Genomic DNA, 20,975 nt, shown 5'->3' with positions numbered 1-20,975 from the left:
CGAGTACGAATCATTCCTCCGCTCGCTGTTGCCCCCAAATTTCCTGAAATCACATGTAACATGGTTGAAATTCGGGGACAAAGGCGATCGCTGCCGCTTCTCCGGAATTGATTCGTCCTCTCCGCTACTCTGCCTTTACTTCAGTTCTCGCAAAAACGCCGCTGCGATCACGCAGCGGCGTTTCATCTCATTCATTATTCTTCGCATAGACTGTGAAGCTGCGACCTTAAGATCAGCAACATCTTCTGTTTTAACTATCACGAATTTTTCATATAATGCAATTTTAATATAGTTCTCGATTTACTTTGCTGTCTCTTCTTTTGCCATCAATTCCTGTGCATATTCATTCAGATTAATGGATTGGCCGTGATTCAACCGGGATTTCTCAGCCGCGAACGCAATGAGATGGCTCCGTACGGAAGCACTGGCAGACGTCAGACTCTCTTGCCCGTTATAGTTACGGACCTCATTTAGGAAGCTGGCAACAATACCGCTGTCGCCCCCGCCATGTCCGCTGGACTGTGAAGGAATCGTGATCTCCGTTTTTTGTCCTGTTAAAAAATCGAAGACTGTGATTTTCCCTTCCTCTCCCCGGAGCTCGCCACGGGTCCCCATGATCTGAATTCTGCGTTCCTGTTCATACGTAAACCCACACATGCTGAACATGGCGGTAGCACCGCCCTCAAACTCCATATTAACGACCTGATGGTCGACCACATTGTTATCGCTCCGATACACACAGCGGCCATAGTCCGTTTCGTGAAGTCCCTGAATAATGTTCGCCTTGGTTAGCTCTTGGGTAAAATGCCCTGCCCATCCCTTGTACTCATTACTCAGATAAAAGCGGGGTGCCGAGTATGGGCAGGTGGACTCCACTTTGCAGTCGATACAGCGATCGGTCGATCCTTCCGGTGCCTGCTCTTCACGGAAATGTATCAATGAGCCAAAGGAGCTGACCTGCGTGCACGGTCGGTCCATCAGCCAAGACAGCACATCCATGTCATGACAGGATTTGGCTAGAATCATCGGACTGGCCTTGTCGGAATTATTCCAATTCCCCCTTACAAAGCTGTGGGCGATATGCCAATATCCCACATTCTCGTTCAGCTGGATCGAAGCGATCTCTCCAATAGTTCCCTGCTGAATCACCCGTTTGATGGTACTCCAAAAAGGGGTATACCTTAGAACATGACATATGGTCAGTAGCCGATCGTTTTCAACAGCCGCCTGCTCCATCTCCAGACATTCCTTCGGATCCGGAGACATTGGCTTCTCCAGGAGCACGTGGTACTTTTGCTTTAAAGCCTGCATCGTGGGACCATAATGCATACGGTCCTGCGTGCAAATTACCGCGATATCGGCTACACAAGACTCTGCCAACAGCGGCTCCCATGATTCATAGCACCGTTCAGGGGGGATACCGTGCTTCTCGGCAAACCGGATTCTCCGCGCCGGATCAGCCTCGGCTACAGCTACAAAGGTCAGCTCATGCGGGTAATCCAGGGCATAGGGGGCATAGCCCCCGGCGCCGCGTGCTCCTGCCCCGATCAATACGGCATTGATTTGAGTCATATCGTGTCGCTCCTTTATGTTCAAGTGCACATCATTATTTGGTGTATCGATCTGCCGCGGACTGGTAAATGGCCAGGTAGCGGTCCAGCCCCATTTTTTGCAGAGTAGCTACATATTGGTCCCAGTTATCAAAGGACTCATTGCCGGATATAAATTTATCACTCATCTCCTCCACGTACGTGTTAATGTCTGCCTGGATGCCGGTAAGCTCAGACTGTTCATCAGCTGTAAAGTTAAACGGCGGCCAGATCTTGTCTTGAGGTATGACGTATGGCTCGGCTTTTTTCGCATTTTCTACGGACGTCGGCAACCCTTCCGCTCCTTTAAAATACTTCTGCGTTACAAAGCCAGGATAGTATCCGCCAGGCCAAATCAGGTACTGCCCTACCGCCTGGTCCAGATTAAGTCCGCCCGGATTGTTCTTGATATCGTCCACGTAATCCACATTACCGTCTGCATCTTCCGTATACGTCTCGTCTTTCCAGCCCATAAAGAACATTCGGATACCTTCATCGCTGTAGAAGTAATCCATCCAGCGGATCAACGCCTCCGGATTCTTCGCTTTATCTGTCAAGACAAACATCCCGATATTTCCAAGTGGTGAGCCTGTGGCACTGAACATCTGATCTCCGTGCGGCCCCTTCAGTACCGGCAGTCCGACATAGCCCTCCTGGTTGTAAATGGCGACCGGGTCCACGTTATCTACAACCCCGAGGAGCCCTTCCATCCCTTTTGCGTCCACTTCAGTGCTTTTAACGGACATGATATCCTGCTCCAACAGGCCGTCCTTGTACAGCTTGTTCACGAACTGAAGCAGTTCTTTGTATCGTGGGTCAGACGGTATGAAACGGACCTTTCCGCTCTCCGGATCGGTATCAACGTTAATATTCGAGGTCCCGTGATAATTGAGGCCAAACGAACCGCGCAAATAATTCACGATGCCGGTAGTTTTGACACCACCCCAGGCATATTCATCCTTCTGGCCGTTTCCGTTCGGATCGTTCTCCTTAAATGCCTTCAGCATGTTATAAAAGTCATCCAGCGTTTGCGGCTCCGCAATACCGAGCTTCGTGAGCCACTCCGACTTCACCCAAGGCGTTCCGTACAGCACCGATCTGAACTCCGGATCGAACAGCGTCGGCAGCCCGTAAATATTACCGTCCGGCATCGTAATCCCCTTCTCGATGACAGGGTACTTCTCCATCAACGCTTTAAAATTCGGCGCGTATTTATCTATCAGATCATTCAGCGGTATAAATGCGCCCTGTTTGCCGTACTTCAGCAGGTCAGCTCTTGGGAATGCGGAGGCGTAGAATATTTCCGGATAATCGCCGCCGGCGAGCAGCAGATTACGCTTTTCCGCCAAATTGTCTTTCTGCACCGTGTCCCACTGCACATGAACATTCGTCATTTTTTCATATTCCTGCCACAGCTTAATGTTGTTCCAGTCGGCGTTGGCAAAGAACTTTCCGGCAAAACCCGTGACCGTGATTTTGTCGTTTACAATCGGAAATCCCGTCTCGTTAATCTTGGCCGCGGCTTCTCCCGATGAATCCGGTTCTTTCGTTCCTCCTGAACCATTGGAACTGCAGCCCACCACCAATGATACCGACAACATGCAGCTCAACAGAAGACTTCCCCATTGCTTAAGCTTCATTCGATTTCCTCCCCTTTTTTATGTTCCAACACTATATCCATACAAGGAATTATCCTTTGATGGCCCCAATCATAACGCCTTTGACAAAATACCGCTGAAGGAACGGATAGAGCGCCAGCATCGGGATATTCGCAACGACCAGCACGGCGTATTTAATACCCTCCACTTCCCTTTGCTGCTTAATCGCCGATTCCGTCGACATTTTGACCATATCATTCGTTTGTCCCTGTATCAGGATTTCACGGAGGATCAGCTGCAGCGGGAATTTATCTTTATCTGACAAATACAACAGTGCATTGAAAAAAGCATTCCAATGACCAACCGCATAGAACAAAATAGTCACCGCGATAATCGGCAGGGAGAGCGGCAGGATAATCCGGGTCAAAATTTTGATGTTCGAGCATCCATCGATAGTCGCTGCCTCCTGCAGTTCGCCTGGTATGGACTGCTGGAAGAAGGTCCTCATAATGATGATGTTCCAGATGGATACCGCATTCGGAATAATCATAACCCAGAGCGAATTCAGCATACCGAGGTTCTTGATCAGCAAATACGTCGGGATCAGACCACCGCTGAAGAACATGGTGAAAACTAGCAGAGCCATAATGGCATTGCGCCCAACAAAATCCTTCCGGGACAGCGGATAGGCCGCTAGGACAGTCATCGTAAGGTTAATCAGCGTGCCAAGCGATGTATAAACAAGCGTGTTGGTAAATCCGCTAATAATATCCTTGTTCTGAAATATTTTCTCGTATGAGTTCAGATTGATCCCCTTTGGCCACAGCATCATTTCGCCCCGGAGAACCGCCTGCGGATCGCTAAACGATGCACTGAGCACAAAGACCAGCGGGTACATAACGATGATGGTGACCAAGATCAGAATCGAATAGTTGATAACATTAAAAATGCGGTCCCCTCTGGATTCAATTTGCATGGTTCAACTCTCCCCTCTTTACCAAAGACTTGTCTCGCTCACGCGCTTCGAAATAAAGTTCACAACAACCAGCAGGACAAAGTTGATGATGGAATTGAACAATCCAATCGCTGCCGAGAAGCTATATTCGGCATTCTGAATCCCCATTCGGTAGACATAGGTGGCAATAATGTCGGAGCTCTCCATGTTCAGATTGTTTTGCATCAGGAGCACCTTCTCGAAACCGATACCCATGATACTCCCCATGTTCAAAATCAGAAGGATGATAATCGTTGGCATGATGCCGGGTATGTTAATATGCCATATGCGCTGAAGCCGTGTCGCACCATCTACACGCGCAGCTTCATGCAGTTGGTTATCAATACCGGCAAGGGCTGCCAAATAAATAATGGAGCTCCAGCCCATGGTCTGCCATACATCCGACAGAACGTATAATGACTTAAACCAGGATGGCTCGGTCATGAAATTGATCGGCTGGCCTCCAAACATTTCAATAAAATGATTGATGATGCCGTAACGGGGTGACAGAAAGATCATCATCATCCCGACAACTACCACAGTGGACAGAAAATGCGGAGCATAAGTTATCGTCTGCACGAATTTTTTGAATCTTTCAGCTCGGATCTCATTCATGAGCAAAGCCAAAATAATAGGAATCGGAAATCCAACAGCCAGGGTGTATAAGCCAATACCGAGCGTGTTTTTGATTAGACGCCAGAAATAATAACTGTTGAAAAACCGATCAAAGTGCTCAAATCCGACCCACGGACTGCCCCAAATCCCTTGAGTTGCTATGAAATCCTTAAAGGCGATCTGGATCCCATACATCGGAACGTACTGGAACAGGATGTAGTAAGCAATGACGGGAGAAATAAGCACATAAAGCTGCCAATTACGTAAAATACGATTCCTCTTGAAGCGCTTACATTTTGTTTCGGGTACCGCATTTACTGCGGGCTGTATGGTCGTATTAGCCAATGAGCATCACCTCGGGTATGTATTTGTTGACCTGCTATGTACTAGTTCATGAATTCCCCCCTTATTTTTTCTGGCATCTGCCATGCTCTTCGGCTACCGTTAAGTCACAGGTTGGTGGATTGCGGTATTTCCGACGCATTGTATGTCAGTTATAATAACGTGAAATCAATCTATAAATAAAACCCGAAGGATTCGGATGTCATCATACAAGTTTGGATTTATTTCGGACAAATCATGAGATTAAATTGGATTATATTTGGAGTATAGTTGGTATGCGGAAGATAAATCCACTGCAACACAAGGACTTATATCATCAATAAGAGGATGCGCTCTATTCTGAAATACCCTTATTATGAAAGATATGAAAACGCAATCATATCAAGAGTTAATTTGAACGAAGAATAATATATATCGATTCCAAATCTAAAAAGACTTTCCAAACGTCTCTTTGATTTTCACTCATGATAATATAGCTAATATGTATTGTCAAATATTTTTTTGGATTATTTTGGCGTAATACCATCCTGGTTTTTGGTTAAGAATGCAAAAAGCAGCCGCCGGCTTTCACACCGATGGCTGCTTTTTGAGCATATAATTATCATTATATGTAATATAAATGTACATCTAATGTAAATTTTAAATTCTGGAGAAGCTGGAGGATTCCCGGATAATAAGGGAGCACGGCAGCAATATTTTGGTCGCCATCGGGAAATGTCCGTCCAAATAATCCACGATGGATTTAGCAGCTACCCTGCCGATCTCGTACTTGGGCACGGAAACGGAGGTTAGCGGCGGAGTCGTATACTGGGCCACATCAATATTGTCCATCCCCACAATCGCGATATCCTCCGGTATGCTACCATGATTCTCAACAACGGCACGCATGGCCGGAATAGCCAGCATATCACTAGCACAAAAAACAGCGGTCGGCCATTCCGCCTTTGGAAGCCGTCCTAGAAGCTCGGACATCTTACTGAAGCTTCGATCCACATTCCAGCGGGTATTCATCAGCCACTCCTCCCGCAGCTGCAGGTTGGCTTCCAGCATCGCAAATTTATAACCGACAAACCGTTCTTCGCTCTCCATCTGCTTGGAATATGCGGGGCCCCCGATATAAGCGATCCGCGTATGTCCTTGGTCAATCAAGTGGCGTACCGCTGCCCTCGCCGAAAGGATGCGGTCACAGTCTACGACAGGTACCGTCAGCCGTTCATCATTCAGGCTCACCCCCATGATCACAACACCATCCTGCTGTATCTGCTCAAACAGCTCCTCGTCGTACCAACTGATGGCAACAATCCCCTGTGCCCCTGTCTCCCTCAGCATTAGCCGTATTTTTTCCGCATCATTAACTTCCTCGCATGTACGAACAATGGCTGGAGGCTGCCCGAGTTCCTCCATTTTTTTATGGAAACCGACTAAAACCTTGGAGAAATAAGGGTGGTCGTCCATCAGGAGTTGGGGAACGATACAGGCGATCCGCTTGATCGCCGCGTTGTTATCATTTGCGTTTCTGGATGGTTCATGTTGTTTGTAACCAAGTTCAAGTGCCGCTTCCCGGATTTTCTGCTTGGTTTCTTCACTGACCGGACGGCTTGCATCGTTACTGATTGCCCGCGAAACCGTAGATATGGATACCCCGACCCGCTCGGCGATATCTTTAAGCTTAGTCAATCGCATCTCCTCCTTCGCAAAATTTGGAACCAAATTTTCCGCCCATCCATTGATCATAGCATAAACGTTGTCATTTTGGGGCGTCAAATTGATGTCCAAACCGTTGCACGACAAGCCTCGCTCACTTCAGAAGACTATGGAGGCCGAGACTCCAGACCGACGAGGTTTACGTAATCGACATCACTTGACCGCCTGTGAATGCAACCAACTCATCGGGTGAGCATTCAAACACGGCCTTGGGATGGCCTGCTGCAGCCCAAACTGTTCCGTATTGGAAAAGGCCCTCGTCGATGAAAGTCATGATCTCCCTCACATGACCAATTGGAGCCACTCCTCCAATGACAAATCCAGTCTGCTCCCGCACAAAGTCTGCGTCCGCTTTCTTAAGCTTTTCCTGGAGTAAGGTCGAGAATTTCTTCTCATTGACACGGTTCACACCGCTGGCCACAACTAACAGTGGTTTGCTTGAATTCGCAAGACGAAAAATAATCGACTTCGCAATCTGTGCCACCTCGCATCCGATGGCGGCAGCAGCTTCCTCCGCGGTACGCGTGCTTTCAGGCAGCTCCACAACTTGATTACTATATCCCATATCCCCTAAGATATTCTGCACCCGCTGTGCCTTTCTTTTAAGGGTTCCATATAGAGTAGCTCCCTTCACCTTTCTAATTCAAGCAATAATCCGTTCTATAGCAGGAATTAAGCAGGCTTCATGGGGCTTACGCCTGTACATCCTGGGTAACGTCAAGCAAAACGGCGTTAATTCCGTTAAGAAAAGCTAACGCGCTTGCCTTAATAATATCCGTATCCATAGCACGCCCGGAATAGATTTTGCCTTCGTATTCAATCCGGATGTTCACCCGGCCAATGGCCTCTTTCCCCCTCGACAGACTGTTAATTTTGTAATCCTTTAATTGGACTTCCAAGCCAACCAATGCTTTGATGGCGCTGTACAGCGCATCAATCGGACCATCACCCACCATGCTGTCCTTAAATGTCTCATTGCCTTTTTTCAGTTTGACGGTTGCCGTAGGGTACAGATCATTAGTCACGACTTGGAAGGAATCCAGCTCGTACAGATGGCTACTAACTTCTTCATGAGTACGGTGATGGGTCACCAGGTAAAATACGTCATGATCATATACTTCCTTCTTCGCATCGGCCAATGTAAGGAATTTTTGGAACAGTGCTTCAAAATCGTCATCTTCCCCTGATTCAAAACCTAATTTCTCAACAGCATTCTTGAAAGCATGTCTTCCGGAACGGGCGGTCAGGATCAGCTCCATACTATCAGCACCGACTTCCTCCGGCGACATGATCTCATAGACCTGCTTATCCTTGAGAAGTCCATCCTGATGAATACCGGAGGAGTGCGCAAATGCGTTTTCACCCGTAATCGCCTTATTCACCTGCACATCCAATCCCGTCAAATGAGTCAGCAATCGGGAGGTTCTAATCAGCTCTTTCAACTGAATATTGGTGTGAGCGTTAAAGTGATTTGCCCTGACTTTTAGTCCCATTACCACTTCTTCAAGCGAAGTGTTGCCAGCACGCTCCCCTAAACCGTTGATAGTGCATTCCACTTTCTCGGCACCGTTTCTCACAGCGCTGAGTGTATTGGCCGTGGCCAGCCCGAGATCGTTATGGCAATGCACGCTGAGGATTACCTTATCGTCCAGGTTTTTCAGGCGCTCGTTAATTTTACGGATCAACTCACCGAATTCATCCGGAACAGCGTAACCGACCGTATCCGGTACATTAATCATCGTTGCTCCAGCTCTAACAACGGCTTCGATCGTTTTCCATAAATATTCAAAGTCGGATCTTGAAGCATCCTCCGTCGAGTACTGCACATGAGGCAGCAGTGTCTTGGCGTACTTGACCGCATCAACACCCATCTGGAGCACAGCATCCTTGGAGCGGTTGAATTTCTTCTCGACATGGATGTTCGAGGTGCCAAGCACAATATGAATTAGCGGATTGTGCGCAAGCTTAATACTTTCATACACGGCGTCGATATCGCCCTTCACGGCCCGTGCGAGTGCGGTAATCGAGACACTGTCGCCTACGGTTCTTGCAATTTCCTGAACCGATTGAAAATCCCCTGCAGAAGACGCAGGAAAACCTGCTTCAATAATATCGACGTTCAACCGTTTCAACTGCTGTGCGAATTCAACCTTCTGTTGTACATTCAGTTTGGCGCCCGGAACTTGTTCTCCGTCGCGCAAAGTAGTGTCCAATACAATAATGTTGCGGTCCATCAGCAATTCCTCCTTGGAGATCTTAGTTAATCTATATCAAGCGGGGTTGATTAAACCCGGAATTTAATCAACAAAAAAACCCCGCCTCTACGTATAGAGGCGAGGTTGAACCCGCGGTACCACTCTAATTCATTTTATACAAAATGATCTTCTTCGATGGCCATCACCATCTATCCCTGTAACGGTGGAACTCCGGCTAACCCTACATGATCAGGTAGCTGTTCATAGACGAGTTCAAAGGGAACGACATTACCGTTTCGCACCTGCCAACGGCTCTCTGAAAAGTCATTTCACTTCTACTATTTCTAATCAAAACATTTGAATATGAAATTGATAATTATTTTAGGGAATTGACAGCGTTTTGTCAACCCTTAATCTTCCAGAATTCACATCTGCACAATTTTATAACAATCCCGATTTCTTAACAATCTCATAAAAGTCATTGAATTCAGGAATATTCAGCTGTTGAGCAGCATCAGACAAGGCGGTTGCAGGATCTGGATGAACTTCAACCATGACACCGTCTGCTCCAGCGGCTAAAGCTGCCTTGGCACACGGTGCCAGAATATCCTTGCGTCCCGTTGAATGTGTCACATCGACCAGTACCGGAAGGTGAGTTTCTTGTTTCAGAATAGGTACAGCAGAGATGTCCAATGTATTTCTTGTCGCCTTCTCATACGTACGAATACCACGTTCAATCAGCATGACTTGTGTATTTCCTCGAGATACGATGTACTCCGCAGCATGAACAAATTCATCGATCGTGGCAGCCAGACCACGTTTGAGAAGAATCGGAGTTTTCACATCCCCCGCAGCTTTCAGGAGTTCGAAGTTTTGCATGTTTCTGGCGCCAATTTGAATAACATCGATGTATTCACAAGCGATCTCAACATGAGCAGGGTCTACAATCTCACTGATTGTCTTAAGTCCGAACTCGGACGCAACCTCTTTTAGAATTTTTAGTCCCTCAATCCCGAGTCCTTGGAAATCATAAGGAGAAGTTCTCGGTTTGAACGCGCCTCCCCGCATTACGGTAATGCCGGCTTCTTTAAGAGCTGCTGCAACGGTACGTACCTGCTCATAACTCTCAACAGAACACGGTCCTGCAATCATCACCGGTTTACCACCGCCAACGGTTGTATCACCCAGATGTATAATCGTATCCTCTTTCTTCTTTTTACGGCTGACCAGCAAATGTTTTTTAAGATCGATCTGTTGGAGTTTTAACGACGCTTGAAAAATTTGCTTGAATAAATGCCGAACCGTTTCATTATCAAAAGGGCCATTGTTGTTTTCGATAATTACATCCAACATTTTCTTCTCTCTTACCGGATCGAAATCAGGAACTCCCTGCTTTTGTTTCTCCTGCCCGATCTCCTGGGAAATACGTGCCCGCTCCGACAACAGTTCCAACATCTGAAGATTTACTGAATCCAATTGTAATCTTAACTGCTCTAAACTTCCTTGACTCATACCGACTCTCTCCTTTTTTTATCTATTGAAAACAAAAAAACTCCCGTCCGTAAAGGGACGTGGAGTCGTGGTACCACCCTTATTAGATATGCTAAGAAGAACAACTTTGTCGTCTTTTTCAAAAAACGACAGCGTTTCTTCGAGAAATATAAGCCAAGTATAAAACTTATACTTTCTTATATTTCAAAATAGCCGCATATCTCACTTGAACCTTTTAACGCAAGGGGACGGGTACTCCTACCGCCTGCCATAACGCAAGCTATCAGAATACCGGCTCAGGAATGAACTTCGGCGGGAACGTTCGCTCGGATGCTTTCAGTCGGGTGGCATACCGTCCCTGTCAGGAATTTTCTCCGCTTACTCTTTCCTTCATCGCTTGTATTGGATTTACGTGGGAATATAAATTTAAAGGAATCATATTACAATAGGTATAGTCATCGCAAGTCTACACTTAAACGCGATATTGCGTCGACGCAGTAAATAATACTCATTTTTATTAATAAAGTCAAGCATTATCGCATTGACTTCATCAGGAAATTCACCGATATAAGTATATCGAATTGACATAAAATATGTCTTAGATATAATGAAGTGTATTCAAATGGCATATTTTATGTCAATAGGGAGGGCGCCATGAAAATAAAATCCGTTCCATCCATGACAACGTTGCAATACCTTGCTCTGATTCATCAAGTTTCATACACGAATGTATGTAAAGATGCCGGGATAACCCCTCAACAGTTCTCCGATTGGGTAAAGAAGAGACGACCTGTTCCCAAGGAGCGGCTTCAAGCCCTTGGAGTATATTTCAACGTAGAGCCCACTCTGCTGGTTGATGACAACCTTTACTTGAAAGACCTGTCGATTGATATGAAGATAAAAATTCAAATTCATTTTATTAATGAGCTACTAGAAAATGCAGAAGAAGAAACCGACATGGAAGCTTATCGCGAGAAGCTAATTCAACTTCAGAAAGAACAAGAGCAGCAGATGATTATCGACAAATTTACTGCAATGGTTAAGGAAGCCGATACGCAAACCCTTCGCCTATGCAATGCTTTTTTAGATCAAGTTAAAAGCCGTGATTTAGACGCTCTCCTAACCATTTTGAATATAAAGGAGGCTGAGTGATGAGTACCGCATTTCAAATGAAACAGGATGAAAAAATTGTTATCTGTAAAAATCAAGATGTGATATACGATGGTGTCTACCTGTTTACAAACCAAAGAGGTGTTCACAAAACAGCGCTCATGATGCCACCGGCGGTTCCTGCATCGTGGGTATCTCGCTATGGTAGCATAACGATTTCCCAGAACGGTAAAGAGAACCCCAACGGCGGAATGAATGAGGAGGGTCTCGTCGTAGAACAGACGACGTTATGGTCAACGGAACACCTGCCTGCGGATGATAAGCCGACGGTTAATGAATTGCAGTGGATTCAATATATGCTTGACACTTGCGCTACTGTGAAGGAAGTACTGCAAGCAGTAACAACAATTCGCATTGACCAGACCACATCCAAATTGCATTATCTGATTGCCGATCGAAGTGGAGAATGTGCGATTATCGAGTTATTAGACGGACAAATGCACATTTATACCGATCATCTGTCGACTCCAGTTATAGCAAATACGGCTTATCTACAAGCTGTTGAGGAAATGATATCTGGAGATCGGAATTGGACGGACCGTGACGAATATGAGAAAAACTCAATGGAACGCTTTTTGACGGTATGGGAACGAACAAAGAAATCTACACTCGACATGAACATGATCGATTTTGGATTTGAGACTCTGAAGGCAGCCAAGCGAGAGGATACGGTTTTTAGCATCATATACAATCCTGGCGAAATGGAGATTCACGCAAAAACCAGTCAAAACGATGAAACAAGAATAATCCGTATGGCCGATTTCGATTACTCTAATGAATCGCTCGCTGTGGCAGCCGACCTTCAATTGCTCCGAGCTTCACATGTTCAGGAAGATTTCGTCACCTATACTACTGAATTCAATCATAACGTCGTACATTCTTTTTTTAGAGACCCTACATTGACGTCAATCTTCCATTGGGAAATTTCAGATGAAGTGATCCAGTATTTGGCCCAATATCCTGAATCATTTCGTTAATTACACCTTCAGACGATAAATAGACTTATTTTCAAGTCCTCTAATCATGGGTGTCCAGGGTTCGGTTTCAACTGTCGTGTCTAAGGCGTCTTCCACCATCTGCAGCTTGGCATCGAGCATATCAATATAATGCAGTGCAACGGCTTCGGCTGTTTGAGGCTGAACCGGACTCCCCCACTCTCCCAAGTTATGATGAGATAACACCAGGTGTTGTAAACCGAGTACCATCTCGGAATCGAGAGGTATGTTGAATGTAACGGCAGCCTCCACAATCCAATTGGATGCCATGACGATATGCCCAAGAAGTCTTCCTTGGTTGCTGTATTCGGTAACGATACCCATCTGAGCAATCATCTCTTCCGGTTTTGCGATATCATGCAGAATAATTCCTGCCTTTAATAAATCCGGATTCAGAAATGGCCGTTGTTTGCATACAAAATCCCCTATTTCAAGCATGCGTACAATGTGATAGGCCAGCCCAGCAAAATAGGCATGGTGATAGGTTTTCGCCGCAGGATAGTGCATTAGCTTCTCTTCAACCCTGTCCACACAAAACTGAACAATATTTCGGATCTTATGGTCGGTAATCTCATGAATGGTAAGCTTGATGGTATGTAATAAATCCACTGGGCGTATGGGGGCAGACCTTACAAAGTCGGTTAATGAAACCCCGTCGTCCTCTCTGGCTTTGCGGATTTTACTTATTTTCACTTGAGGCTGATCTCGATAGCTTTGAACGGTACCCTGAATCTTCACTAATTGCATTGGAAAAAATGTTTCTTTATCTTGTATGGTGACATCCCAATACTTAGCTGAGACTTGACCACTCGAATCCGAGAGCACGATGTCGAAATAATCTTTCGGAGGAGTGCTGCTCGTCTGTCTAACATTAAGTTCTTTTAGCAAGTAAAAGCCGATGAATTCATCCTGAATGATCAACTTATTAATAGGCTTCATATGTTCCTCCCTAAAGTCAATATGATGCTCCCTCTCACGATCCACTATTGATCATTATTTGAAAAGGAAACTGTTTTGACACCCCCACCCCTAAAGGGGCAAGTCTGCTGACGCAGTTGGGATTCTTGAGTAGTTAACGCCCTCAATCCATTTCTGTTTTGGACAACTCTTAAGTTTAGGGTGTGTCATCGCCCCTCCTAAGACAGTGCGTATAGCATCTTAGGCTGATTGACTGTTACCGCCAACCACAGTTGCGTAGCGAATATTCATCGCCCCAACGATATCACGATGATTCTCGAATCCACATGGGCAAGGTCGATAGACGATAGAAAGACCATGTATGTAGATTCTTTTCGTTTTTACGACTTGTTCTTGTCGTCTGCCTTATCTTCGTTAGTTGCTCTAAGCGAATGACAGAAATCTTATTCTCAACTGCAAAATTTACGATTTCGCGACTGATCTTGTGGTCTTTGTCTTTCATCCATCGTTGTTCTTTATCGTCTAAATTGCGAATAGCATTCACTTTCTTTTGTTTCCCAAGTATTTTACGAACACTACGAAACTTCCGTTTCCTATATTTGTTTTCTCGTCCGTTACCAAAAAAACGAACTTTATCATCTTCTGTGATAGCTACCGCAGAGACTTTCAGTCCTAAATCAACGCCTAAAACTCTTGTACCCGTTTTTTCAGTTGTCGGAATCGTGACAGATATTTGCGCTACCCACTTACCTGAGTTTTGTGTGATACGGAGCGTACCAAGTTTATGCTTTAATAACTCAATATTTCGATTATCTTTGTCGATGAATAATGCACGAATTTTAACACGATTGGATTTACCTTCTACCATAAGTGGAATAGAAATGTGCGTGAAATCAAAAGAATAGTTTTGGTTGTTCCATACACAAACTGGTTTCTTTAGAATCGGAACAATTGAGTATTTACTTTTCTTTTCTTCAACCATCTCAGCTATGAGCATATTCACGACCCCAATGTACTCGTTACTACTTTGTTTCAATCGTTGGATTTGTTCTGTTGTGGGAAGTAGCTTTACCTTAACTGTTATGGTCTGTGCCATATACGTCACCCCCTTGTCTTTTGTTCTTCAACATAACGCTTAATCATCTCGCTTGATACATTTCCAGCAGTAGAAACAAAATATGAACGTGTCCACAAACTCGGCAAATGCATGAGGTGTGGAAATTCTTCACGTAGCTTTTTAGAGGTGCGCCCTTTCACTTTCGCCATAATATCGGCAGGACTTAATGTTGGTAGTGCACTGAGGAACATGTAAGTGTGGTCTTTATCGCACTCAAGGGCGACAATCTCAATTTTTAGTTCCGCACACACTTCATGTACTAATTCTTTGAAGCGTTGCTCTACCTCTGCTTTGAGAAAAATCTTTCTTCTGTATCGTGGGCAGAACACAAAAATGATAATTCAGTAGAGATACGGTTGTGTTGGTTCTTCTGTATTCGTTCATGTCTATATAGTATCAATTGAACAGATATACTGCAACAGAGAAAGGGCATAGACTTTTCGGATACTTAAAGCACCACAAACCTTTCGGCTAGTGGCACTCCGTATCCGACCTCACTTTCATCCCACACCTAAAGAAGTGGGCTTTCCCGTTTAGGAAATGCTGTAATATAACAATAGATACGTTACACGAAGGAGCTTTTCTTCTAGGACAACTTGTAATAATTCTTTTAATACTTTCCTCTGCTATAAACATACATATGTTGTAGAGGTGAAGCCGATGTGGGAGAGCGTACAAAAGTTTCAAACCGAACTAGGTGAAATTGAAATTTATAAACCAGTGACAACCTCTACGAAAGATGAACAACACGAATTTTATGTTTTTCTGGCAAACCTATTATATGCAGACTTTTAGAACAGTTACTTGAAGCTTAAAGGGATACTATAATTATCTCCTGAGTTGACCACCCACTGCCGGGGCGAAGCCCCAGCAGAGGTTTTTCATGTTTACTCTTCATCAATGTCTTCGACTCCGATTTCGACTACATCTACCCCAGACTGGAATAGTCTATAAGTCGCACGGTCAAACTGATACACATATCCTAAAGCTTGTCCAGAAGAAGAATGATCTGTAGTCATCTTTAAACCTCACTTTACCTGTAACTTATATACTATTTAAGACATTTTATTCACATTTCCTGCTTCTGGGGGAACCTAGTTACGAGAGAAGACTAGAGGGTAAACCAATACATTCATCACCGGACCACATTCAGTACAAGCTCGATTGAGCCAATGCTCGCCTTGTTCAAATCGATTGGCTAAGATAATCTTTTTATGAAATGGATTTTCTTTGCATATGTGATAATATGGATCAATTTTTCGCTCTGTTAATTCATTTCGACTCTGTGTATGATACTGCGTACGTATAGTCTTTTCCGAAAGAATAGCCTGAATCACGGGTAACAAATAATTTCGTGCCTCTTCCTTATAAGCTGGTGTACCCATTTGAATAATTTCTGTAACTTGCTGCAATATCTCTTGATTCTTTCTTTTTTGCTTCACATGCGCAGCCATGACATTGTCATACGCACTCTCGAATCCACTTGGCAACTTCGACTGATCCACAACCGAAGGCAACATTCAGTGCCTAATATCTGGCCATAGAATGACAAAAAGCTCTCCATGCAATTGGAGAGCTTTCTCATTTTATCGACTAATTATAATTGAAATTATTGATTTAATCATTAATACAGTTTCTCAGAGATTGATTTTGCCGTTATCTCGCGGTATTTCAGAGCTTCATCCTTTATTTTTAAAGAAACCCCGACATTCAAAATATCAATAACAGCTAGCTGGGATATCTTTGCAGCAAGTGAACTACCTTGTAATGGATTTTCTCTAGCAACCATTAACAGTTCGATATCTGCCAGTTTGGTTATAGGGGAACGCGCATTACTGGTAATAACGACTATTTTGGCGCCCGCTTTCTTGGCTAGGCTTAAGTTCTCCAGCGTATCTTTGGTGCTTCCCGAAATGGATATCCCAACAGCTACATCTCCTGGATGCATTAATGCAGCTGTCATGGCCTGAAAGTGCGTATCTGTCTTAGCGAAGCTTTGCTTGCCAATCCTAGAGAAACTATGCGCGGCCTGTAACGCCGTCAATCCTGAAGATCCTACTCCAAAAAAGTGAATATGATTAGCTGCAGTCAATAGTTCAATGGTCTTCTCCAACTGATCTGAACTAATAAGTTCCGAAGTTTGTTCCAGCGTCTCAATATGCATAGATATAACCTTACGGTTTAAAGTCGCTGCATCATCCTCTTCAGTAACTTCATTATACAAACGATCGGAAGGCTTAACCAAATCTTGTGCCAGAGATAATTTAAAATCCTGAAAACCATGGAATTTCAGTTTCCGGCAGAAGCGAATCACCGTCGTCTCACCGACGTCCGCTCTCTCTGCAAGTTCGGTCACCGAATGATAAATGATATCCTGGGCGTTTTCCAGAATAAAATTTGCAACTTTTTGTTCTGTTTTGGTTAATCCATTAAAATGACTTCTTATGGATAACAACGTCTTTCCCATTCCCTGCTCGTTAGACAAATCCATTCTCCTTTCAGGTTGCCTAACAAATAATGATACTGTAGACTAACCTACATTTATGTTATACACAAATTCCTTTAAAAGGCAAACTAGTATGCTATAACAAGTTACACTATAATAAATTAATTTTAAATAAAATAACCTGCTACAGCCCCTACTACACCTCCATTATCTCCTAAAGAAGCCGAAACTACCTCAATTTCCCGAACCCTCTCTCTAAAAACAGGAAGCAGCTGGCGCGACAGACTTTCACGAACCGGATTAAGTAAAAAATCGCCTTGCCGAGTAATGGCCCCTCCAATAACAATCCCCTCTGGATTAAATTTATGGACCATATTAGCCAGACCAGCAGCAATATACTGAGTATATCTTCTCAGCACGTGAATAGATGCTTCGTTTCCTTCCTGCGCAGATGTGAATATACTTTCCGCGGTACTAATCCCTTTTAGCTCTGCCCCAGCTTCTTCTACCATTCTCATCAATCCTGTAACAGAAGCATACTGTTCCCAACAGCCTGTTCTTCCGCAATTGCATGGATAACCACTGTACTCAATAACATGATGGCCTATTTCTCCCGCAAACCCATCCCGTCCTTGATACGGCCTATGATTAATGATCAGGCAACCGCCTACTCCCGTTCCCAAGGTAACACAGATGAAATCGTTCCATTGTCTGCCAGACCCTACCCACGCTTCGCCGAATGCCATGGCATTCGCATCGTTATCGATCAACACAGACAAACCTGTCATGGAATGCAGCCGATTTCCAAGCTCCATTCCGGCCCATCCCGGCAAATTAGCTGTGGCCCCCATTACAACGCCTGTCCGACTATTAACTTGACCAGCAGTCCCTATGCCGACACCTTTTACCTTCCATCCTTGACTGCTTGAATACCTTTCTAATTCCTTCGTAATTTCGGCAATTCGATTTAACAGTGCTTCCCCACCTTCATTTGCCTTCGTCGGACAATTCAAATGGTGAATGACCACTCCCTCCGCATTTACAATCCCCGACTTAATGTTTGTTCCACCGATATCCAGACCTATAGCTACTTCCCCAGTATGTCCCATCCATAGAACCTCCTCGTTTAAAGGCTGCTGCAAATAAAATAATAAAGACTAAATTTCAGGAACGTTATGATATTGAAGTATAGCATCAGTATATTTCTTAGTAATCAATTGCGGCCTGGTAATGGCTCCGCCAATTACAACTGCGTAAGCTCCGGCCCGCAGAGACTCAACAGTCTGTTCAGGACTATGAATTCTCCCCTCAGCTAATACGGGAATGCTAACCATTTGACTTAAATCAGCAACTAATTGAATATCTGGTTCCTCACTCTGCGGGCTGTAGGCTGTATAACCAGATAGCGTAGTAGAAATAAGATCAAAACCCAATCTCTCCGCCTCTACTCCTTCTGCTACAGAAGATACATCTGCCATTAATAGTACTTGGTGCTTCTCCCTTATTTCTTTAACCAAATCCGCAAGACAAACATTGCCCGGCCTATTGCGTAATGTAGCATCCGTAGCAACAATATCGGCTCCAGCAGCGATTATACCTTCAACCTCTGTTAAGGTAGGAGTTATGTAAACGTCAGAACCGGTATACTCCTTCTTCCATAAGCCGATAACCGGCAAATTCGTCACCTTTTTTATCGCTCTAATATCTTGAGGCGTATTCGCCCTGATCCCTACCGCCTTGCCCATTTCAGCCGCTAGAGCAAAGCGGGCCATATAATCACTTCCGTAGAATGGTTCTTCCTCAAGAGCTTGACAGGAAACAATAAGTCCACCTTTTAAAGTTTGAATAATTGAATGTAACATAGTGCAAACCTCCATATAACAAGAAATGGTATTCATTGTGTAATATGTAGTGCATTTTTCGTGGATATTATCTCCACTTTTCATTTTAATGATGGTTATTTTCTTCGATTATAGCAGATACATGTTCTTTGTAAACACCCTTTGAGCAGATAATCTAGATCGAACCAAAAAAAGGACCACAAGGCCTGTCCCATGACTCGGCAGAGACAATAAGGCATGGGTACGTACTCTTCCATTTCCTTAGAATCAGCAAACAGCCACCCCTTATTATCAATAGAGTGGCTGTCTGCTGATTTATTCTACTCTATCGGTGTTAAAGAACCAGATCGTCCGGCCAGTGGATTTGGACCCCTTGCCTTTGAATCAGCGCTTGATAGGCCTGAAGATGCTCCGAATTGGCGTGTACCTCATGCGGCGTCACTTGATTCTGTAGCGCATAGGCCGCTAAATAACCGACCGATTCCCCAATATTCCATTCTGTCGGGTGAAGGCGGTAGCATCCGTTCGTGATTTGAGTGGTGCCGATATTTTTACAAGCGGGAAGCAAATTCTTGACCCGGATCGGCAGTAACGCACCAAGCGGAATCTCGTACGGATAGTTCGGAATATAGAATGTCCGGTTCGTGACGGTCGTCAGATGAACATCTAGATGGTAGCTGCCTACTCCGACGCTATCATCGTAACGGCAAATCCCTTGTTCACCGCGGATTTCCTTACTGACATCCTGCTCAGTAATGGTATACATCGCTTTAATCCGGCGCGACTCGCGAATATACGGATATTTCGCCAGTCCGTCCTCCGTACCCAGTACGTCCGTACGCAGCCGGATGCCCGGATACCCTCTTCCTCCGTCTGGGCGAGGCGTCTCGGTCTGGAGCCAGTAGATCAATGAGAGGCTTAATTGTCTAGCATTTGCCAGATGCTCCTCCCGTTCCGCTTCAGGAACGTCAATAATTGAACCCAAGAAATAATCGTTCTGCGGCCAGTTAATCAAGGTAATATCACCTTCATATAACCCAGGCTCAAATAAAGCCGGGTCGATGACACGACGATACGTCCACAGCGACAACAGCTCCCGCCCGGAAGCGTCCGTGCTGCCTGGAAATAGGGCGAACTCCTTCATTTTCTCCGCGTCATCCGTATCGTTCGCGTACCAGCTTAACAGCGGAATATTCGTATGCTTTGGTACGAACTTGCGCCAGAAATCATATTGCTCTGGCTTCTCAATTGTGAAATCGCCACCCTCTACATAATCGAGTGCAAACACATGGGTAATCGACTGCATATCGAGCGGATTTGCCTCTTCCAGCGCATGCGGCTCCCCTGTCTCATGCTTGGACTCCGCACCTATCACATATTCAACCCCCGCTAATGGCAGCACATCTCCGCATTCCGTAGCATCGAGGAAGTATGATCCCCTTAGTACAACTTCTTCACCTGAGCTTATATGTGTAACGGTTACACTCTCTATCTGATCCTCGTTCACTGAGGCTGCAGTTGGTCTGAAATGATACAATACCGTGATACGGCCGCTGTTCACATACGGGGCCAACATATCCTCGATGACGCGCAACGCCACCTTCGGCTCATGGCATAAGCGGCTTACCCAACCGTTGCCGGGATTAAGCAGTTCATTATTCTTCGCTTCCTCTGACATCGGATAGTTCTCTCGATAATAAGCACGCACCCGGTCTCGAAACTCGCGATACGTCTCAGTGCAGCCGAATTCCTCGATCCACTGATGTTCATCCGGCGGAACCGCCTGACTTGTCAGCTGACCGCCGAGCCAATCCGTCTCCTCTGTCATGATCACACGCACGCCCATTTTGGCTGCAGCCAATGCGGCCATGCATCCGCCCAACCCGCCGCCTAGGACGACGACGTCTGTCATTCGCTCGTTATTCATCTCTCGCTGGCTCCTTCTCCGGCGCTTCCAGCA

18 protein-coding genes, 2 pseudogenes and 1 other annotated feature are annotated in these 20,975 nt (G+C 45.1%); of the genes and pseudogenes, 2 read left to right on the top strand and 18 right to left on the bottom strand.

What is annotated here, in order from left to right; genetic code table 11:
* Positions 1-135: 135 nt before the first annotated feature.
* From B9N86_RS30590 to B9N86_RS07010, 9 genes are all read right to left on the bottom strand, one after another.
* The gene (locus B9N86_RS30590; RefSeq protein WP_280174974.1) at positions 136-261 is read right to left on the bottom strand and encodes a hypothetical protein; all 126 of its coding nucleotides are present in this window, start codon (positions 259-261) and stop codon (positions 136-138) included.
* Between the two features lie 39 nt (positions 262-300).
* On the bottom strand, positions 301-1,572 hold the full coding sequence (locus B9N86_RS07045; protein WP_208918378.1) for a Gfo/Idh/MocA family protein: 1,272 nt from the start codon (positions 1,570-1,572) through the stop codon (positions 301-303).
* A gap of 34 nt (positions 1,573-1,606) precedes the next feature.
* Complete coding sequence (locus B9N86_RS07040) at positions 1,607-3,229, bottom strand: extracellular solute-binding protein (RefSeq protein WP_208918377.1); 1,623 nt, start codon at positions 3,227-3,229, stop codon at positions 1,607-1,609.
* 49 nt (positions 3,230-3,278) lie between these two features.
* A complete protein-coding gene (locus B9N86_RS07035) occupies positions 3,279-4,163 on the bottom strand; it encodes a carbohydrate ABC transporter permease (RefSeq protein ID WP_208918376.1) in 885 nt (294 codons plus the stop codon).
* An 18-nt stretch (positions 4,164-4,181) separates the two neighbouring features.
* A complete protein-coding gene (locus B9N86_RS07030; RefSeq protein ID WP_208918375.1) occupies positions 4,182-5,141 on the bottom strand; it encodes an ABC transporter permease in 960 nt (319 codons plus the stop codon).
* 636 nt (positions 5,142-5,777) lie between these two features.
* Positions 5,778-6,815: a LacI family DNA-binding transcriptional regulator gene (locus tag B9N86_RS07025; protein WP_208918374.1), complete on the bottom strand. Its 1,038-nt coding sequence runs from the start codon at positions 6,813-6,815 to the stop codon at positions 5,778-5,780.
* A 166-nt stretch (positions 6,816-6,981) separates the two neighbouring features.
* Positions 6,982-7,476, bottom strand: a complete 495-nt coding sequence (locus B9N86_RS07020; RefSeq protein ID WP_244562986.1) for a YbaK/EbsC family protein — start codon at positions 7,474-7,476, stop codon at positions 6,982-6,984.
* A gap of 58 nt (positions 7,477-7,534) precedes the next feature.
* Positions 7,535-9,076 (bottom strand): 2-isopropylmalate synthase, encoded by a 1,542-nt coding sequence (locus tag B9N86_RS07015; protein WP_208918372.1) that lies wholly within the window; start codon positions 9,074-9,076, stop codon positions 7,535-7,537.
* 92 nt (positions 9,077-9,168) lie between these two features.
* Positions 9,169-9,398 (bottom strand) — a binding site (T-box leader).
* 80 nt (positions 9,399-9,478) lie between these two features.
* On the bottom strand, positions 9,479-10,549 hold the full coding sequence (locus tag B9N86_RS07010) for a bifunctional 3-deoxy-7-phosphoheptulonate synthase/chorismate mutase (RefSeq protein ID WP_208918371.1): 1,071 nt from the start codon (positions 10,547-10,549) through the stop codon (positions 9,479-9,481).
* Positions 10,550-11,182: 633 nt separating this feature from the next.
* On the opposite strand from B9N86_RS07010, the gene B9N86_RS07005 reads away from it, so the two are divergent.
* On the top strand, positions 11,183-11,680 hold the full coding sequence (locus B9N86_RS07005; protein ID WP_208918370.1) for a hypothetical protein: 498 nt from the start codon (positions 11,183-11,185) through the stop codon (positions 11,678-11,680).
* Positions 11,680-12,675, top strand: coding sequence for a linear amide C-N hydrolase (locus tag B9N86_RS07000; RefSeq protein WP_208918369.1), 996 nt, complete (start codon positions 11,680-11,682; stop codon positions 12,673-12,675). Before B9N86_RS07005 ends, B9N86_RS07000 begins: the two co-directional genes overlap by 1 nt.
* Here the strand turns inward: B9N86_RS07000 and B9N86_RS06995 are convergent, their stop codons facing one another.
* The 9 genes and pseudogenes from B9N86_RS06995 to B9N86_RS06960 form a co-directional block, all read right to left on the bottom strand.
* Positions 12,676-13,632 (bottom strand): 3'-5' exoribonuclease YhaM family protein, encoded by a 957-nt coding sequence (locus B9N86_RS06995; RefSeq protein WP_208918368.1) that lies wholly within the window; start codon positions 13,630-13,632, stop codon positions 12,676-12,678. It abuts the gene before it with no gap.
* A gap of 219 nt (positions 13,633-13,851) precedes the next feature.
* Positions 13,852-14,707 (bottom strand): annotated as a pseudogene (locus tag B9N86_RS06990) (IS200/IS605 family accessory protein TnpB-related protein).
* Between the two features lie 5 nt (positions 14,708-14,712).
* Positions 14,713-15,112: pseudogene (gene tnpA / locus B9N86_RS06985) on the bottom strand (IS200/IS605 family transposase).
* A gap of 503 nt (positions 15,113-15,615) precedes the next feature.
* Entirely contained in the window at positions 15,616-15,747 is a 132-nt protein-coding gene (locus B9N86_RS30585; RefSeq protein WP_280174973.1) for a hypothetical protein, read from the bottom strand.
* Between the two features lie 75 nt (positions 15,748-15,822).
* On the bottom strand, positions 15,823-16,233 hold the full coding sequence (locus B9N86_RS06980) for a WYL domain-containing protein (protein WP_210190646.1): 411 nt from the start codon (positions 16,231-16,233) through the stop codon (positions 15,823-15,825).
* Positions 16,234-16,352: 119 nt separating this feature from the next.
* Entirely contained in the window at positions 16,353-17,219 is an 867-nt protein-coding gene (locus B9N86_RS06975; RefSeq protein WP_208918366.1) for a MurR/RpiR family transcriptional regulator, read from the bottom strand.
* Between the two features lie 122 nt (positions 17,220-17,341).
* The gene (locus B9N86_RS06970; RefSeq protein WP_208918365.1) at positions 17,342-18,283 is read right to left on the bottom strand and encodes an ROK family protein; all 942 of its coding nucleotides are present in this window, start codon (positions 18,281-18,283) and stop codon (positions 17,342-17,344) included.
* 48 nt (positions 18,284-18,331) lie between these two features.
* Positions 18,332-19,036 (bottom strand): N-acetylmannosamine-6-phosphate 2-epimerase, encoded by a 705-nt coding sequence (locus B9N86_RS06965; RefSeq protein WP_208918364.1) that lies wholly within the window; start codon positions 19,034-19,036, stop codon positions 18,332-18,334.
* Positions 19,037-19,349: 313 nt separating this feature from the next.
* Positions 19,350-20,942 carry an FAD-dependent oxidoreductase gene (locus B9N86_RS06960; protein ID WP_208918363.1) on the bottom strand — a complete coding sequence of 531 codons (1,593 nt, stop codon included), beginning with the start codon at positions 20,940-20,942 and terminating at the stop codon, positions 19,350-19,352.
* Between the last annotated feature and the right edge of the window lie 33 nt (positions 20,943-20,975).

The organism is Paenibacillus uliginis N3/975 (genome assembly GCF_900177425.1).
Lineage (GTDB): Bacteria > Bacillota > Bacilli > Paenibacillales > Paenibacillaceae > Paenibacillus_AQ > Paenibacillus_AQ uliginis.
The sequence above is the reverse complement of the archived record's forward strand: the minus strand, read 5'-3'. Positions and strand labels throughout refer to the sequence as shown.

Coding starts and splice junctions, on each gene's coding strand:
- B9N86_RS07045 (WP_208918378.1), bottom strand. CDS start 1,572: ATGACTCAAATCAATGCCGTATTGATCGGGGCAGGAGCACGCGGCGCC.
- B9N86_RS07040 (WP_208918377.1), bottom strand. CDS start 3,229: ATGAAGCTTAAGCAATGGGGAAGTCTTCTGTTGAGCTGCATGTTGTCG.
- B9N86_RS07035 (WP_208918376.1), bottom strand. CDS start 4,163: ATGCAAATTGAATCCAGAGGGGACCGCATTTTTAATGTTATCAACTAT.
- B9N86_RS07015 (WP_208918372.1), bottom strand. CDS start 9,076: ATGGACCGCAACATTATTGTATTGGACACTACTTTGCGCGACGGAGAA.
- B9N86_RS07010 (WP_208918371.1), bottom strand. CDS start 10,549: ATGAGTCAAGGAAGTTTAGAGCAGTTAAGATTACAATTGGATTCAGTA.
- B9N86_RS07005 (WP_208918370.1), top strand. CDS start 11,183: ATGAAAATAAAATCCGTTCCATCCATGACAACGTTGCAATACCTTGCT.
- B9N86_RS07000 (WP_208918369.1), top strand. CDS start 11,680: ATGAGTACCGCATTTCAAATGAAACAGGATGAAAAAATTGTTATCTGT.
- B9N86_RS06995 (WP_208918368.1), bottom strand. CDS start 13,632: ATGAAGCCTATTAATAAGTTGATCATTCAGGATGAATTCATCGGCTTT.
- B9N86_RS30585 (WP_280174973.1), bottom strand. CDS start 15,747: ATGACTACAGATCATTCTTCTTCTGGACAAGCTTTAGGATATGTGTAT.
- B9N86_RS06975 (WP_208918366.1), bottom strand. CDS start 17,219: ATGGATTTGTCTAACGAGCAGGGAATGGGAAAGACGTTGTTATCCATA.
- B9N86_RS06970 (WP_208918365.1), bottom strand. CDS start 18,283: ATGGGACATACTGGGGAAGTAGCTATAGGTCTGGATATCGGTGGAACA.
- B9N86_RS06965 (WP_208918364.1), bottom strand. CDS start 19,036: ATGTTACATTCAATTATTCAAACTTTAAAAGGTGGACTTATTGTTTCC.
- B9N86_RS06960 (WP_208918363.1), bottom strand. CDS start 20,942: ATGAATAACGAGCGAATGACAGACGTCGTCGTCCTAGGCGGCGGGTTG.